At 65.7% G+C, this 15749-nt stretch carries 16 protein-coding genes; 3 read left to right on the top strand and 13 right to left on the bottom strand.

Annotation, left to right across the window (positions count from 1 at the left end):
• Window positions 1–8: 8 nt before the first annotated feature.
• Window positions 9–1334, bottom strand: coding sequence for a sugar transferase (locus VMV82_10365; GenBank protein HUY41959.1), 1326 nt, complete (start codon window positions 1332–1334; stop codon window positions 9–11).
• Window positions 1335–1540: 206 nt separating this feature from the next.
• Here VMV82_10365 and VMV82_10360 point away from each other — a divergent pair, with 206 nt between their 5' ends.
• Window positions 1541–2005, top strand: a complete 465-nt coding sequence (locus VMV82_10360; GenBank protein HUY41958.1) for a hypothetical protein — start codon at window positions 1541–1543, stop codon at window positions 2003–2005.
• A gap of 7 nt (window positions 2006–2012) precedes the next feature.
• Here VMV82_10360 and VMV82_10355 read toward each other — a convergent pair whose 3' ends face one another.
• From VMV82_10355 to mdh, 10 genes are all read right to left on the bottom strand, one after another.
• Window positions 2013–2819, bottom strand: a complete 807-nt coding sequence (locus VMV82_10355) for a hypothetical protein (protein ID HUY41957.1) — start codon at window positions 2817–2819, stop codon at window positions 2013–2015.
• Between the two features lie 2 nt (window positions 2820–2821).
• Window positions 2822–4003 carry a hypothetical protein gene (locus VMV82_10350; protein HUY41956.1) on the bottom strand — a complete coding sequence of 394 codons (1182 nt, stop codon included), beginning with the start codon at window positions 4001–4003 and terminating at the stop codon, window positions 2822–2824.
• The gene (locus tag VMV82_10345; protein HUY41955.1) at window positions 4000–4944 is read right to left on the bottom strand and encodes a polysaccharide deacetylase family protein; all 945 of its coding nucleotides are present in this window, start codon (window positions 4942–4944) and stop codon (window positions 4000–4002) included. The genes VMV82_10350 and VMV82_10345 overlap by 4 nt, the downstream gene beginning before the upstream one ends.
• Complete coding sequence (locus VMV82_10340; GenBank protein HUY41954.1) at window positions 4913–6262, bottom strand: FAD-dependent oxidoreductase; 1350 nt, start codon at window positions 6260–6262, stop codon at window positions 4913–4915. The genes VMV82_10345 and VMV82_10340 overlap by 32 nt, the downstream gene beginning before the upstream one ends.
• The gene (locus VMV82_10335; protein ID HUY41953.1) at window positions 6259–6888 is read right to left on the bottom strand and encodes an acyltransferase; all 630 of its coding nucleotides are present in this window, start codon (window positions 6886–6888) and stop codon (window positions 6259–6261) included. The genes VMV82_10340 and VMV82_10335 overlap by 4 nt, the downstream gene beginning before the upstream one ends.
• Window positions 6885–7886: a Gfo/Idh/MocA family oxidoreductase gene (locus VMV82_10330; GenBank protein ID HUY41952.1), complete on the bottom strand. Its 1002-nt coding sequence runs from the start codon at window positions 7884–7886 to the stop codon at window positions 6885–6887. Before VMV82_10330 ends, VMV82_10335 begins: the two co-directional genes overlap by 4 nt.
• Entirely contained in the window at window positions 7883–9109 is a 1227-nt protein-coding gene (locus VMV82_10325) for a DegT/DnrJ/EryC1/StrS family aminotransferase (protein HUY41951.1), read from the bottom strand. The genes VMV82_10330 and VMV82_10325 overlap by 4 nt, the downstream gene beginning before the upstream one ends.
• Before the next feature lie 2 nt (window positions 9110–9111).
• The gene (locus VMV82_10320) at window positions 9112–10068 is read right to left on the bottom strand and encodes a glycosyltransferase family 2 protein (GenBank protein ID HUY41950.1); all 957 of its coding nucleotides are present in this window, start codon (window positions 10066–10068) and stop codon (window positions 9112–9114) included.
• 131 nt (window positions 10069–10199) lie between these two features.
• Window positions 10200–10661 (bottom strand): hypothetical protein, encoded by a 462-nt coding sequence (locus VMV82_10315; protein ID HUY41949.1) that lies wholly within the window; start codon window positions 10659–10661, stop codon window positions 10200–10202.
• A gap of 20 nt (window positions 10662–10681) precedes the next feature.
• Window positions 10682–11605: a malate dehydrogenase gene (mdh, locus tag VMV82_10310; protein ID HUY41948.1), complete on the bottom strand. Its 924-nt coding sequence runs from the start codon at window positions 11603–11605 to the stop codon at window positions 10682–10684.
• A 169-nt stretch (window positions 11606–11774) separates the two neighbouring features.
• Between mdh and VMV82_10305 the strand changes: the two genes are divergently transcribed.
• On the top strand, window positions 11775–12938 hold the full coding sequence (locus tag VMV82_10305) for a citrate/2-methylcitrate synthase (protein HUY41947.1): 1164 nt from the start codon (window positions 11775–11777) through the stop codon (window positions 12936–12938).
• A 202-nt stretch (window positions 12939–13140) separates the two neighbouring features.
• Window positions 13141–14436: a (Fe-S)-binding protein gene (locus VMV82_10300; GenBank protein HUY41946.1), complete on the top strand. Its 1296-nt coding sequence runs from the start codon at window positions 13141–13143 to the stop codon at window positions 14434–14436.
• On the opposite strand, the gene VMV82_10295 is transcribed toward VMV82_10300, so the two are convergent.
• Together VMV82_10295 and VMV82_10290 are read right to left on the bottom strand one after the other, a co-directional pair.
• Window positions 14395–14760, bottom strand: coding sequence for an STAS domain-containing protein (locus tag VMV82_10295; GenBank protein HUY41945.1), 366 nt, complete (start codon window positions 14758–14760; stop codon window positions 14395–14397). The two genes, VMV82_10300 and VMV82_10295, sit on opposite strands and share 42 nt — an antisense overlap.
• Before the next feature lie 40 nt (window positions 14761–14800).
• On the bottom strand, window positions 14801–15749 hold a 949-nt coding region (locus tag VMV82_10290), incomplete at its 5' end, for an alkaline phosphatase family protein (protein HUY41944.1).

Below are 15749 nucleotides of genomic sequence, written 5' to 3'. Positions count from 1 at the left end.
CGCGAGCCTCATGCGGCCCTGTGAAAAACGACTTCGGCTGCCGTCTTCAGGATCAAGGCGACGTCCATCGCGAGCGACCAATTCCGAATGTAGAACAGATCGTAATCGAGGCGCCCGCCGACAGCGTCGCTGCCCATGGTCCTCGGCATGTAGAGGTGCGAGCACGCCGTCAAGCCGGGAGCGACGAGAAGCCGCTCGCGGTACCGTGGATGCTCCCGCGAGAAGCGTTCCACGAAAACCGGGCGCTCGGGGCGCGGGCCGACGACGGACATTTCACCGCGAAGCACGTTCACGAGCTGCGGCAGCTCGTCGATGGACGTGCGCCGCAGGATGCGGCCCACGCGCGTGACGCGCGGGTCGCCGTCAACGGCCCAGACGGCGCCGGTTGCGGATTCCGCGTCGCGCCGCATCGAGCGCAGCTTCAGTATCGAAAACGTCGCACCGTCCCGGCCGACGCGCGGTTGATGGTAGAACACAGGCCCGCCGCTCTCGAGCCATATTGCAAGTGCGGCGACGGCAAGGATCGGAGCTACGAGAACGAGTGCCGCAGAGGCTACGAGGAGATCGAATGCACGCTTGGCGGCGCGCGACCAGCGCGCGTCGACGGCCGGAACGCCAACCTCCAAGACGGTCGAGCCGTCGAGACAGAGCCCGCGCACGGCAAGGACCGGTGCGCAGCCTTCCGAGGCGAGCACGAGAACGATGCCGCGCCGCGCCGCCGTGCGCGCGAGCTCGTTGATCCTGCCGCCGGTAACCGGCTTCTCGATGACGACGTGCGTCGGCAGATTTTCGCTGCTCGGATCCGAGAGACGGCGCTCGGCTTCGCTCTCGCTCGCTACCGAGACGATGCGGGGCTCGACGAAGAGCCTCTCCTCACCCGCGACGCGCCGCACGACGTAGCGCACCGTGCCAAGCGCAACGCCTGAAAGAAGGACGCCTAAGGTGACCGCGAGGCGTGTCGGCCACGACGTGCCGACGAGAAGAAATCCCGCCACGATGATGATGCCGCTGAGTACGGTAACTGCAAGGGCGTAGTAGATTTCGTCGCGCCGAGCGATCGCGTAAGTCTTCTCGTGCAGGCCGCGTGCTGCCAGCGCAAGGAGCAACACGAGTGCAGCGACGACGCATGCGCCCAGACTCGGCCGCTCGCCCCACACGTCCCGAACGATGGTCGCCGAGATGAGGAATGCTGCGGCCAGGGCGGCGACGTCGCCCAGCGCCACGATACCGCGCCACGCCGGGTTGTAGACGCGCGGCGCAGGCGCGGGTACCGCCGGAGCGACGGCAGCCGCCCCGGCGATCAAAATCTGCTTGCGCGCGAGCGATGCGTTCATGCCTACTCCAATGGTATTGGAGCACGTCGGCGCTCCCGAGAGTCGCGCAGACTCATGCGAGCGGACGAGTCTACCCCATCGCAACCGGGACCATCGGTCCCGCAGGCGTCGCCGGAAGAACTAATGGCTCATTAGCGCCGTCAAGAGTCTGTTAACTCGTGCCGCCGAGTGAGAAAATGTCGCACGCGAAGACTACAATAGGATTCGTGCCGGATAATTCGATCGACGCTCCTACCTGCGGTGCGCTCAATGCCCGCGGCGAGACCTGCGGCCAGCCGGCAAACTATGCCTGCAGCGAGCTGCACGCGCTCTGCCCCAATCACGCGGTCAAGACGACGGGGAGACGGCGAACCGATCGCCGGTGCCGCGTCTGCATGAAGGAAGGACGCGTCAACGACGTCGTGAGCCTTCGCGATCTGCGCCGGACCTTTTCCGCGCATGCGCAGTCCACGCCGGGACGCCCGGGAGAGTGCGCGGCTGCGTACGATGCATTACATCCGTGTCGCCGGCGCGCCGCGTTCGTCTGTCCCAGCGAGCACGGCAGCTGCCGCGCCCACGTCGGATTGCAGCTCGTCGCCATGAAACTGGTGCGCAGCTGTTCGATCTGCGGCGGCGAGCTCGTGGGATGCGCCGACGTACACCCCGCAACGAGCTTGCTGGCAGGAAGCTAGCGAAGTCCTAGGGATCGACCGGTGGACATTTCACCGGCGGCGGACCGGGCGGGGGCCCATACGGCGGCGGCTGATTGTGGTAGTGACCGCCGAAGAAAAATCCGATGAGCGTCAGCGGGATCAACCACCACGATACGTCTTGCCGCACCGTCGTCCTCACGACGACCTGCGTGAGCGCAGGCGGCGGCGTCTGGCAGCCGGCCTGGCACGCAGGCTGGTAGCAGTTCGGAGGCGCTCCCATCATCCCGTTCGGACACTGAGGCTGGTAGCAGTCGGGCGGATTTCCCAGGAGCCCGTTCGGGCAGGACGGCGGCGGCGGAGGCGGCGGGGGCGGCGGAACGTAGGCGACCGGCTCGCTGCGCTCTACGAGCGACAGATTACCGCACGCTGCCGGAATAAAGAGCGCATGAACGTTCGGCCCGACGCGAATGTCGGTCTCCCATCCGTATTCCCCCGCGGGGATGACGACGTCGCGGTACATGTAGACGCTACCATCCCATGCCCACGTCATCGCGTCGAGATGCTGGGGAACGACTCCCCACCGCACCTGACCGGACATGATGTGGCTCACGAGCTCTTGCGTCTCGGCGTCGGTCAGGCCGAGGTCCTGCGCCGCGGTCTCGAACATCGCGTGCCGTTCCCGTACGCGCTCCTGGAGATCCGCAGTCGAGCTCATCGCTCCCAAAAGCGGAGCCGTTCCCAAGACGGGAAGAACGTGCTGCGCCTGTGCTGCTCCACCTACGAAGACGACGAGATAGCTGAAGGCGAGAAATGCCCGCAGTGCCCGAGACAGATAACCAGAAAACAGTGCCATGATTACTCCTTTACCGTACTGTTACGAACGAGCGCCCGTCGAGAGATGAAGTACCGCATGGATAGGGCCGGTAGACCTAGTGCGCGCGGGACGCGTTGCGCCGCGGCGGCAAGGGTAGCAGCGGCGAAGGCGGCAAGAACGGGAGCCACCGGCATCACCACGCAACGCACGACGTCGAACCGATCCGGGTCGACGAGTGCGCCGAACCAGGTGGCCGCACACGCCCCTGCGAGCAACGGCGTTGCCGGATCGGCACGTCGCAGCACCATGCCGGCGATTGCTAGCACGGGAACGACGCTCATGAGGCCCTTGAGCAACGCATGCCCGGCAATGGTTAGCTCCTCGTGCACGAAGAACGCCCGCAGCGTCTCCCCCGCCGGCGCGTATCCCCGCGCGACGAAGTGCTGGTACGTATCCGCGACAATCCATCGGAAGCTCGGGGTATGCGCGTGCGTGAGCGCGATCTCGATGGCGACCGCCCAGAGAGCCGCAATGCCCGTGATCCAAGCAGCCGCTGCTATTCCCGTGCGATCGCCGCGGCGTGGGGCCGCGAACCCGGCGACGATCCCCGCGCCCAGTACGATGTAGGGAATCGGACGAGTGAAGGTGAGCAGCCCGCACAGCGCGGCAAACAGAATTAGCCGCCATGGCGTGAGCTTCGTCATGCACGCGGCTGCCGCGAGGAGCGCTCCCGCGGCAAAGACCACCGCGAGTGGGTCCGTGAGGGCGTCGCGCGCGAGATCGCGCCACGGTGGAAAGAGCGAAACGCCGATCGAGAGCAGCACTGCGTATCGAAGCGGAGCGAAGCGCATGCCCAAGAGCACGACGAGCATTGCTACGGCCACGTAGGAAAGACGTGACACGTCCACGAGCGCACGAAAGCCGCGGTACGGGTACAAGCGCGAGGCCAGCCACGGGTACACGGAGCGTACCGAGAAGAGCTCCCAGTATTCCGGCTTGCCGGTCAGCCACGGGTGTACGAGCGGATTGCGCGCGATCGGCGTACGTGCGTAAAAGCGTGCCGCTTGTGCCTGCGATTGGGCGTACGGCATACCACGGTCCATGAGCATGACGATCGCGTAGTCGTAACCGTCGGCCGTGAACTGGGGCCGCGGACCGAATGCTGCGAGCAGCCCTGCGACGACGACGGCCAAGGCGACCGCGCCAACGACGCGCAGTTTCATGCTACCGCCTCCCGCCTGCATGCGAGTTCCCGTTCCACGTGCGCTGCGGCGTCGTCCATTGCGACGACCTCGAAGCGCCGAGCGTATTCTCGCAGCACCGCGTCGACGAAGGCACGCTTCTTCTCGCCGCGCATCGTCATCCCGGGGAAGAACTCCAACCCCGGCGCGTCACCGGCGCCCAAGAAATCGAGCGGGTGGAGCAGCAGCGACGGCATTGTCTTGGTCCACGCGCACGCGGCGAGCGCGCTACGGAAGTATGCCAGCGCCGCTGTGCGCGAGTAGCTCGCGACGTACAACAAGTAGCTCACGTGAAAGGGCGTGCGTACTCCGGGGGTCACGGTTACCGGAAGCTCGAGAAGATCGGCGTTCGCTATGCGGTGCGGCCGGTTCGGTCGAAGGCCGTCGCTCCACTGCCCGAAGAGCGTCGCGCGCTCCTCGCGCGCAGTCGCGTCGAGGCGAGCATTTCGAAAGTAGTACGCGCGCGCGAGCGGTCCAACAAACGTCGGCAGGGTCGATGCGTCGTACCGGTAGCCACGCTCCGCAAGCGCGTAGACCACCGCGGGCGACACTGCGAATCCCGGGGCGCGAAAGCCGCTCACGCGAACGCCGGTCGCAGCAGCGATCGCGCGTTCCGATCGCTCGAGCTCGGCGTGCACCTCTTGCGCCGTGTAGCGGTTCATCCACGATTCGTGGCGATGCGAATGGTTTCCAACGTCGTGCCCGGCCCGCACGATCGCACGCAAAGCATCCCGGTTCTCCGCTCGTTCGGCATCCGCGCCAACCACGAAAAACGTGATGCGCGCGCCAGCCGAAGCGAGGCGGTCGAGCACGAGCGGTACGAGCGAAGAAAGATAGGAAGGATACTCCCGCCACCGCTCGTCGCCGCGTATTTTGAGGTACGACCAGAGATTATCGAGATCCAGCGAGAGCGCGGCTTTCATGCGCGTACCTCCAGATGGGATCGTTGTCGAGCTCCGCCAAGGCCGCGTCGACGACGCCGATCGTGTCGCTGACATTCAGGGTTGCATAGCGCAAACGGCCGTTGTTCACGACGGCGATCCGTCGCAACGACGTGCGCGCCGGAGGCAGGCTTTGAGCGCGCCCGATGCGCGGGAACGGAAACACGTGCGCTGCGCGCGCGACGCGCGCCGCGACGACATCGCAAGCGGTGAATCCCGCAAAGACGCGGGAGAGGCCACGCGTTGCCTGCGCGATCAGGACCTCGTCGGAGAGCGTGAACGCACGCTCGTCGGCAGGGCCGTACTTCGGCACGTAGACGAGATCGTAGCCGCCCAGCTGCGCTCGATCGACGAGCGCGCTCATGTTGATGACGCCCGTGAACGGGAAGCCTGCATCGGCGACGTTCGTGACGTACGCATTCCCCAGCCTCCGGTTCACCAGCAGCGAGACGCACACGACGCCGAAGTAGCGGTCCTGTGCGAAGGTGCGGCGCTCGGCCGCGGTCAGCTGCGGGCAGAGCGCCGCACAGACCGGTGACGGTACCGTGAGAATGGCACGGTCACCGGAGATTTCGCCGGATTCCAGCGCAACGCGGACGTAGCCGTCGTGCAGCGTGACCTCACGAACGCGACTGCCCAGAATGAAATCGACGCCGAGCCGGCGCAGTCGCGTTTCGAGCGCCGCCAAGATGGCCGCGTACCCGCCGCGCACGTACCCATACTGCTCGCCCCCGATGCCGCGCCGTCGTGCGCCCTGCAGGCGCTTGATCGTGGCTCGGATGAATGCCGCCGAAGCGGTCGCGTAGTGGTCGCCGAGCTTCGCGCGCAATAATGGACGCCAGATGCGCTCGACCGTCGCTTCGCCGGACCAGCGCGTCAAGTATTCGACCACGCTCTCCCAGTCGTAGGCGGCGTCGTTGCCGGAGTAGCGCGCGTGCGCGATCGTTGCCAGCAAGCGAAGCTTGTCGACGATCCCGAGCTCTGGGAACGTGAGAAAATCCAATGCCCCTGAGAACGGATAGAGCTTGCCCTCGACGTAGAGCGCCGTCTTCACCGGCGAGAAGACGAGCCGCTCGCCGAGGCCGATCTCGTCGAGCAGGGCACGCGTTTCCACGTCAGACGCGAGGATGACGTGATAGAAGCGATCCCAGGTGACTCCGCCGATGTCCCAGGGGCGCGTCAGGCCTCCCACGGCCGTCTCGCCGTCGACGATGCTGACCTGTTCGCCGCGCGTCGCGAGGCGCAGCGCCGTGACGAGCCCGGCGATGCCGCCGCCGACGACGAGCGTTCGCGCGCTCACGACTCGCTCACCATTCCGGCGCGTATGCTGTAAGCGCGGCCGCACGGAGCGCAGACGACATCGCGCGTGACCGAAGACCCTCCGTCATCGAATCGCAGGATCGGCTTTCCGCAGCGGCAGACGATGCCTACCGAGTGTGCCGGCGCACCGATCGCGAGATGAAAGTTGGGTATCGAGCGCGTTACGACCGCTCCCATGCCCACCATCGCGAAGCGGCCGATCTCGAGGCCGCATCCGATCGTCGCGTGCGCCCCGATGCTTGCTCCTTCACGAACGAGCGTCGGAAGCGTCTCCTCGTCGGGATCGGACGAGCGTAACGTAGAGAGATCGGGCGTAGCCGCTCGAGGAAAGCGATCGTTCGTGAAGACCGCGCCGGCGCTGATCATCACGCCGTCCTCGATCGTCACGCCGGCACAGATATAAACGAACGCATTGATCTTGACGCGGTTGCCGACCGCGACGCCGTAGGCGATGTAGCTCTTCTCACCGACGATGCACTCGTCGCCGATTCGCGTCGAGTGACGGACGTGTACGTTGTCCCAGATGCGCGACCCAGCTCCGATGCGAACGCCATCCTCGACGATCGCCGAGGGATGGACGAAAATCTCGGCGAGCGCCGCGCTCATACCGCGATGCCCTCCTCTGCTTCGACTGCCGTCCGCCCGCCGTGCCGAATCGACGCGTACGCAGCCTCCACGACGTCGACGGCCGCCAGTGCAGCAGCGTCATCCATGCGTGGCCGGCCGCCGGCGCTCGAGGCCTCGACGAAATCGCGGTGCAGCGCAACAAATGCCTCGGCTTTCGAATAGCCCAATCCAATCGTCGTCGCGTGCCCCGACGGACCACGCGAGAGCGTCGACTCCTTCCAACCGATGGAGAGTCGCCCGTGCTCGCCGAAGATGCGCACGTAGTACGGGAGATGCCGTTCCAGGCTCCAGCTCAGATCGACGGTTACCCCGCTGCCGGTAGCCGTTCCGAGATAGAGATAGGCGCTGTCTTCGACCGCGAGCCCTTCGGCGCGTACGTAACCGACGGCGGCCACTGACACGACCGGACCGAAGAGATAGCGGCAGATGTCCGCGGCATGGCTTCCATTGTCGATGACGACGCCACCGCCGCTCACCGCCGGATTCGCGTTCCAGCGCGAGCGCATGTCGACGTTCGAGGTGAAGGTGATCTCCGCGTGCCGTATCGTACCGAGCGCGCCTTCGCGCAGAAGCTGGCGCGCCGCAGCGAGGTCGGCGACGTACCTAAACTTCGAAGCGAGCATCAGCAGGCGCCCGTTCCGCCGCGCGCAGGCGTACATCTCGCGCGCCTCGAGGCCGTTCATCGCGAGAGGTTTTTCGCACAAGACGTCGACGCCGCGCTCCAAGTAGAAGTTCACGAGCTCGCGATGCGTCACCGGCGGCGTACAGATGATGACGCCGTCGAGCCGTTCTTCGTAGGCGAGCTCTTCGTATCGCAGATAGCCGCGTGCACCCGAACGAGCAGCCATCGGCTCGAGGACGTCCGGACGTTCGTCGCAGACGGCAGCGAGGCGCACGTCCGGCGCGCCGAGAGCGGTTTGGACGTGCATCGCTCCGATCGCACCGGTGCCGACGATGCCCAGCGCGTACGGCTTCATGCAACCCTCCGCAGATCTCGCGCCGTCGAGATGATCGAGCGGGCGATGTACTCGACGTCGCCGATCGAGAGTCGATCGTTCCACGGTATGACGAGCACGGCATCGAGGCCACCGTAGACGCCCGGATAGCGCTCGCGCTCGTAGCGAACCGCCTCGGGTCGCGCGAGCGTGAACGGCCAGCGGCTCGTCCCAAACGTGCGCTGGTCGCGAATCACCGCGCATTCGAACGCGGGCTTTTGAATGTATCGCGGAGCGGTGAGGATCGAGCGGTCTTTCAACTTTGCCGCGAAGGCTTGCGGACCGCCTGGGAATATCGCCGGGTCGAGACGGATCGCGTACCGCCAGAAGACGCCGCGCGCGTCCAGCGGCTGCTGGGGAACGCCGACGCCCGGTACGCCCTCGAGCCATTTCGTGAGGATGCTCGCAAGGAGCACCCGCCGCTCGACGGCGCGCTCGAGCTTCTCCAACTGCGCGAGCCCGACGGCGCCCTGGAGCTCGCTGAGCCGGTAGTTGAGCGCTAAGAAGTAGTGATCGGGATTCTCGTCGCCGTATCCCCACGCTTTGTTGATGAACAGGAAGATCCGCCGCGCGAGCTCGTCGTCGTTCGTCACGACGAGGCCCCCCTCACCCGTGGTGATGTGCTTGCCTTGTTGCAAGCTGAAGGTTCCGATGCGACCGATGGTGCCCACGTAGCGATCGCGATGCGTCGCGAGAAACGCCTGGGCGCAGTCCTCGACGATCGGCAGGCTCTTCTCTTTCGCCAGCGCTTCGATCGGGTGCATGTCACACGGCGCGCCGAAGAGATGCGTCACCACGACGGCCCGCGTGCGCTCGCTCAAGGCCGCTTCGATCGTCGCCGCGGTGACGTTGAGCGTGCGCGGATCGACGTCGGCGAAAACCGGGATGGCGCCCTGATAGAGGATCGGCGCGAGCGCTCCCATGTCGGTGATGGGAGAGGTCACGACTTCGTCGCCTGGCTCGAGGTCGAGCGCGGCCAGCGCGCAGTGCACTGCGGCGGATCCCGAGCTGCACGCGTATGCGTGTTTCGCTCCGAGCATGTCGGCGAACGTACGCTCGAGCGCTCTAACGAACCGCCCTTTCGTGCTCGTCAATGTCCCGCTGGCCAGCGCCTCGGTGACGTGCGCAATTTCGCGCTCTCCGAAGTTTCGGCCCGAAGCCTCCTGGTCGGAGGGCAATGCGCGCGGCGGCAGGGCGGTTTCCAAGTTCACGTGTTCTCCCTCACGACGCCGCGGCTCGCTGACCGGCGCGTCAAAAGTGTGCGAAGTGCGAAGTTTCCCGAGTGAAATCCAAAGACGAAGAGGCTCGCGGTCTGCACCGCGAAGGTCGCCGATGCGACGATGCCGACTTGACGCGGCGTCGCGTGCACCAGAAGACAGAGCGCTACCGCAAGTGGCAAGACGCCGGGAACGAACCCCGGAATCGTCAGTGCCAGGGACGGGCGCTCGCGCAGCGCCGCGCCCATGACGCTGGCCGTGCGGCGGAGCACGGCGGAGAGACTCATCCGAGAGCGGCGTTCCGGCGCCCACTCCAAACGCGCCGGGATCTCGTGGACGCGCATGCCCAGACGCAAGGCGTCCAGCAGCATGACGTGGGCCGCGTCGCCGTCGGGACGATACGCGAGCAAGCTGCGCAATGCGTCGGTGCGATAGGCTCGAACGATGCACGTCAGGGTATGAACGCGCTCGCGCGCGGCGTACGCGAGAAACCGGTTGGCCCAGCGGGAGAGTACGACGCGCCGGCGCGGTACGTTGCGCACCTCGCCGCCCGGAGCGTAGGCGGAGGCCACGACGACCTCCGCCTCTTCTGCGCTCAGGGCCTCGAGAAGCGCGCCTACGATCGGCGCTCGGTAGCTGAGGTCCGCATCGAGTACGACGACGGCGTCGCTCTGCACGGCCTCGATTCCGCTGCGAATCGCAGCGTCGACTCCTCCGTTCGCGGTCCGGCGAATCACACGGATTCGCCGGTCCTCGCGAGCCAGCTCCGCGGCGATCTCGGGCGTCTCGTCGCTGCTCGCGTCATCGACGATCAGGATCGTCCAGAGCGCGTCATGGGCGGGGGTTCTCGCGTCGAGATAGGCCCGAATCGCCTCGGTGTTCGTGCGGAGCGTCGCTGCTTCGTTATACGAAGGAACGACGACGGTGAAGGACTCGATCCTTCGCACGGAAGTAGCCACACGTCGATTGTAGGCGGTGCGTAAAAAGCGCGTCTGGAAGCCAAGCGCACGATGACCGCGGGCATAACGGCCTACGCGAAGGGGTCGTGCGACTCTTCGGCCTGGGTCCTGCTAGGAGTCTACGCTATGTATGAGACGCTGATCGGGACGCCGGCAGCCTCTGCTCGCAAGATGACGCCGTCGACGGCATCGAGCTCGTCCTCGATCGAGGCGATCTGCTGCGCGCTGACGCGGAACTCGGCCGCGCGCATCCAGAGAATCTTGCGCGCGCGGGCCAGTGCGCTGCGCAAGCGTTGCGGCGTCGCCTCGAGCACGGCCCAGTCGAGATCGTCGCGCGCCGGGACGATGCGCCAACCGCGCCCAGAGAGCCGCGCAGCGTCTTCGTCGCGATCGAGCGCGTGCGGGATCGCTGCAAGCACGTCGAGCGCTTCACGGTCGTCGCCGGAAAGCGGCATGTCGAACTCTGCCAAACGCACGATGTAGTGAAAGAACGCCGCATTTCCGACGGTATAGCCGCCGGCAACCGAGGCCACATTCACATGGATGCTCGGCAAAAACTCGCCGCCGGGTGCCATGCTCATACCACCTGTATTCGAAGATGCTACGGCAGCGCCTTCACGAGCGATTTTACCGCTTCGGCACTGGCGTGCAGCGCAGCGCTCTCTTCGCTCGTGAGGCGGATCTCGAGAACCTTCTCCAAGCCGACCGATCCGAGGCGACATGGAACGCCGATGAAGAGGTCGTGGATTCCGTACTCGCCCTGCAGGTAGGCGGCGCACGGCAGAATCTTGTGTTTGTCCTTCAGGATTGCGTCGACCATCTCAGCGATCGAACGCCCGGGTGCGTAGTAGGCACTCCCCGCCTTGAGGAGATTGACGATCTCGCCGCCGCCTTTCGCCGTGCGTTCCACGAGGCGCGCGATCGTCGCTGCATCGAGCAGCTCGATGATCGGCACTCCGGCCACCGTCGAATAGCGCGGCAACGGCACCATCTGGTCGCCGTGGCCGCCGAGAACGAACGTCTGGACGTTATCGACGCTCACTCCCAGCTCCATCGCGACGAACGTAGAGAATCGAGCGGAGTCGAGCACGCCCGCCATCCCGAGTATGCGCTCGCGTGGAAACCTGCTGACGCGCCGCACGACCTCGCACATGGCGTCGAGCGGGTTGGTGACGACGATCAAGATGCACCCCGGCGAGCGCTTGACAGCCTCCTTTGTGGCGGCTCCGACGATCTCCGCGTTCGCGCGGACGAGATCGTCGCGGCTCATGCCCGGCTTGCGTGGAAATCCGGCCGTGATGACGACGATATCGGAGCCGTCCGTCGGTCCGTAATCGTTGCTGCCGACGACCGAAACGTCGCTCCTCTCGACGGGCATCGCCTCGAGCAGATCGAGCGCCTTCCCCTGGGGAACGCCCTCGATGACGTCGACGAGAACGACGTCCGCCAGCTCTTTTGCCGCGAGCCAGTGCGCTGTGGTGGCGCCGACGTTACCGGCGCCTACGATCGTTACTTTTTTCCTCATGTCGAGCGGCGCATTACTGCGCCGCGCTTCGGCCGTCCTCCGAGGCAAGGCTCTCCTGCATGGGAACGAACTCGTGGGCGTGAAAAGTCATGGCGCGGCCGGACGCCGAGCGGCCACTCTTAGGAGCGATAGGAGACCCCGGCATGCACAGCACGCGGGGGGAATGAATATGAACGACGTGGTGAGCGCCCCACAACCCATGGGACAGACCGGCCTGCGCGACGCCGTCGTCGGCGACACGCGCCTCTCGTCGATCAACGGCGAGAAGGGCGAACTGATCTATCGCGGGATCGATATCCACGATCTCGCCCGCTGGTCGACCTTCGAGGAGGTTGCGTACCTGCTGTGGTTCGACAGCCTGCCGTCGAAGGCAACCCTGGATGCGTTCCGCGCCAATCTGAGCAAACGCCGGGCGCTCCCGCAGAAGCTCGTCGCCGTTCTTCGCGAGCTACCGCATGACGGCACGCCCATGGACGCCCTGCGCACGGCCGTCTCGGCGCTTGGGCTCTTTGACCCAAACGTCAACGACATGTCCCGCGAGGCACAAATCGAAAAGGCGCTGACGCTGACGGCGCTTTTCCCCTCGATCCTCGCCGCCTACTACAGGATCTCGCAAGGGCTCGAGCCCGTCGCTCCCGACCCTGCCGCCGATACCGCCGCGAACTTCCTCTATACGTTCACGGGAACGATGCCCGACGCGCAGGCTGCGCGCGTCCTCGATGTCTCGCTGATCCTGCACGCCGATCACGGCATGAACGCGTCGACCTTTGCGGCAATCGTGACGGCGTCGACGCTCTCGGACATGTACTCCGCCGTCACGTCGGCGATCGGCGCGCTCAAGGGTCCGCTTCACGGCGGAGCCAACGAGGGCGTCATTCATAATCTCTTGGAGATCGGCGAGATGGCGAAGGTCGACGACTGGGTGAACCGCAAGCTCGCCGCGCACGAGAAGATCATGGGCTTCGGCCATGCCGTCTACAAGGCGTACGATCCCCGCGCCACCGAACTCAAGCGCATCGCCAAAGAAGTCGGTGCCGCCGCTGGGACGACCACGTGGGTCGAGATGACCGAGCGCATGGAACAGGCGGTCTGGAATGCCAAGCAGCTCTATCCGAACGTCGATCTCTACTCCGCGTCGGTGTACTACACGCTCGGGATTCCCACGGCGTACTTCACGCCCGTCTTCGCGATCAGCCGCGTCGCCGGCTGGTGCGCGCACGTCATGGAGCAGTACGCGGACAACAAGCTCATGCGGCCGCGCGCGAACTACGTCGGGGCGCGAGGGGTGAAGTACGTCCCGCTCGCCGAGCGCCGCGAGGACGTGAAACTCTAGCTCCCTAACCCTGCTTCGAAAAGCCGACCTCATCCGCGCTCGAGACGCTCGGCGCAATCGTCCATGATTGCTCCTGCGGTGCCGCTTTTTTTCGAAACTTCAAAGGAAGTACGCCATCCGTGGCTTTTTCGAAAACGTCGGAGCCTCGAAACGCACCTTCTCCTCTGCGGGCGCGGCGAGCGGCGCGTAGAAGAGAGAGGCGATGGCTGAGGCGGTCGTACGGGGTTTTACCGGAAGCGACGCTCCGGACGCGGCCGCGTACGATACGTGCATCCGGTGCGGCCTCTGTCTGCAGAGCTGCCCTACCTATCTCGAAACCTCCACAGAGACTTCTGGCCCGCGCGGCCGCATCAGCCTGATTCGCGCTGTGGGCGAGGGCCAGCTCGATCTTCTCAGCCCCGGATTCGTCGAACAGATGTCCGAGTGCCTCGACTGTCGCGCGTGTGAGGCCGTCTGTCCGTCGGGCGTCCAATACGGACGATTGATCGAGCCGGCACGCGCGCAGATCCGCCGCGCGCAGGCTGCGACCGACGGACTCGCGGCGAAGGCCGTTCGGAGCCTCGCGTTGCGTCTGCTCTTTACGCGCCTCGGCACGATGCGCGCCGTCGCTGCGATGCTGCGCGTTGCGCAGGCGACCGGGCTTGGGGCGCTCGCCTCCGCCCTGGGCATGCGCGATCTCGCAGCCCTCGCGCCGCGTATACCTGCGCGCGCATTCGTTGCGCGCGGCCAACGCTTCGACGTGTCGCACGCGCAAGGCACGGCGTTTCTTCACACCGGCTGCGTGATGCACGTCGCCTTTCCGTCCGTGCACGAGGCCACGGTTCGTATGCTCGGCCGGGGAGGTTTGAACGTCGTCGTGCCGAGCGATCAAGGATGCTGCGGCGCGATCGCGGTGCACGCCGGTGAGCCCGACTTGGGACGCGAGATGGCGCGCAAAAACATCGCCGCATTCGAGCGCTCCGGCGCAGACGTCTACGTGGTGAATGCGGCGGGTTGCGGCTCGGCGCTCAAGGAGTATCCGGCATGGTTCTCGCGCGACGACTCGTGGCACGCGCGGGCGGAGCGTTTCTCATCCCGCGTTCGTGACGCCGTCGAAGTCCTCGACGCAGTGGAGCTACCTGCTCCCACGCTCGTGCTCGATGCGGCCGTCACCTATCAGGAGCCGTGCCACCTCGCACACGCCCAACGCATCACGGCCGCACCGCGCAGGCTGCTCGCTATGGTTCCCGGTCTTCGCCTCGTGGAGATGCGTGAAAGCGCAATCTGCTGCGGCAGTGCCGGCATCTACAATCTTACGCAGCCGGCGATGGCGCGCCGCCTGCAACGGCGCAAGATCGACGCGATCGTCCAAACCGGAGCGAGCATCGTCGCGACGGCGAATCCTGGATGTGCGATGCAGGTTGGCGCGGGCCTGCGCGCGACGGGCTCTGCGGTGCAGGTCCGCCACGTCGTCGAGTTACTCGACGGCGGCTATGTGACCGAGCGCGTCACCCAGTGACGAGTAGAGCGTAAAGACGCGCGACAGACCGGTGATCGCGAGGAGACGCGAGATCGGACCCTCCTTGACGATGAGCCCGACGCGCCCCCCTGCTTCTAGCGCGCGCCGGTGGGCTCCGATGAGCGCGCCGAGGCCCGTCGAGTCGAGGAACTCGACGCGCGTGAGATCGACGACGACGTCGCCATGGCCTTCGGTCGCCGCTTGAGCTAGCGCTTGTTTCATTTGGGCGGACGTTGCCACGTCGAGGCTACCGGAGAGGCGAAAGAGCAGCGTCTCCCCGCCGTTCTCGGCGCTGGTTTCAATACGAAGATCCTCGGTCGGCACAATACCTCGTGCGTTACGCGAAAGGTACTACCTTCCTGCTTCAGTACCCAGCGGCGGAGCGAAAGAGCGGCAGCATCGGGCGAACGCCCGGCGCCGCAGCCCGGCGCAAGTACGCGTGGATGCCGAAGGCATCTTCGATCGTGCGCAGCAACGAGTAGTGGCTGTACGGCGTCGGGTCGATCGCATGACGAGGACCGTGATTCGTCACCACGATCGTCGGAATGTGACCGCCGCCCCTATTCGCCGGATCGCGCGGATCGTTTCCGCAACAGCCGACGAACGACCAGTCGTCGTTCTCGTCGAACGTGATCACGATCGCCGCATTCTCCTTCGCGCGCCAGATGGGCGACGCCATGATCCGGTGGACCAAGTCGCCGGCGGTCTCGTCGCCGCGATGGATAAGCCGGCCGAGACGATTGTAGTTGCAGTCCTGCGGCGTCTGGGACGTGCCCGCGCCGTGCATCTCGTCACAAATGTTCGGGATGACCAACGAAAAGTTCGGCACCGTCCCGCTGCGCAGATCCGCGTAGAGCCGATCGAAGCCGACGATGTGCTGCGCTCGATGCGGATCTGCCTGGACGGAGAGGAAGTTGATGAAGCCCGAGTGCTTCGATGCATAGACCACGAGCGCCGGCGGGACGTTGCGAGCGTGACGATCGGCCGCCACGACGGCGAGCGACCCTGGAGCCGGGAGCGACTCATCGTAGTTCTTCCACGTGAGGCCCGCGGACTGGAGTTGCGTTGCAAGGTTCGGCGCATCGATCGTGTGGTTGACGTATCCCCGCTCGTTACTGTGCGGGCACGATGGATTGCGGTCGCGCGGCGTGCAGAAGTACGCGTCATCGTCGCGTATACCGTAGGTGTAGCCTCCGATCATCGCGACGTAGTTTGGCTCGCTCGGATGCGTCTCGGCGTAAAACTGCGTTGCGTTGCCGTATTCGCGGGCGAGGGCGTTCAGCGTCGGCGCATCGCCGCTGCCGACGATCTGC

This window comes from Candidatus Dormiibacterota bacterium, from assembly GCA_035532035.1.
Classification (GTDB): Bacteria; Vulcanimicrobiota; Vulcanimicrobiia; order Vulcanimicrobiales; family Vulcanimicrobiaceae; genus Tyrphobacter.
Note: the sequence above shows the minus strand (reverse complement) of the source record. Positions and strands in the feature narration are given on the sequence as shown.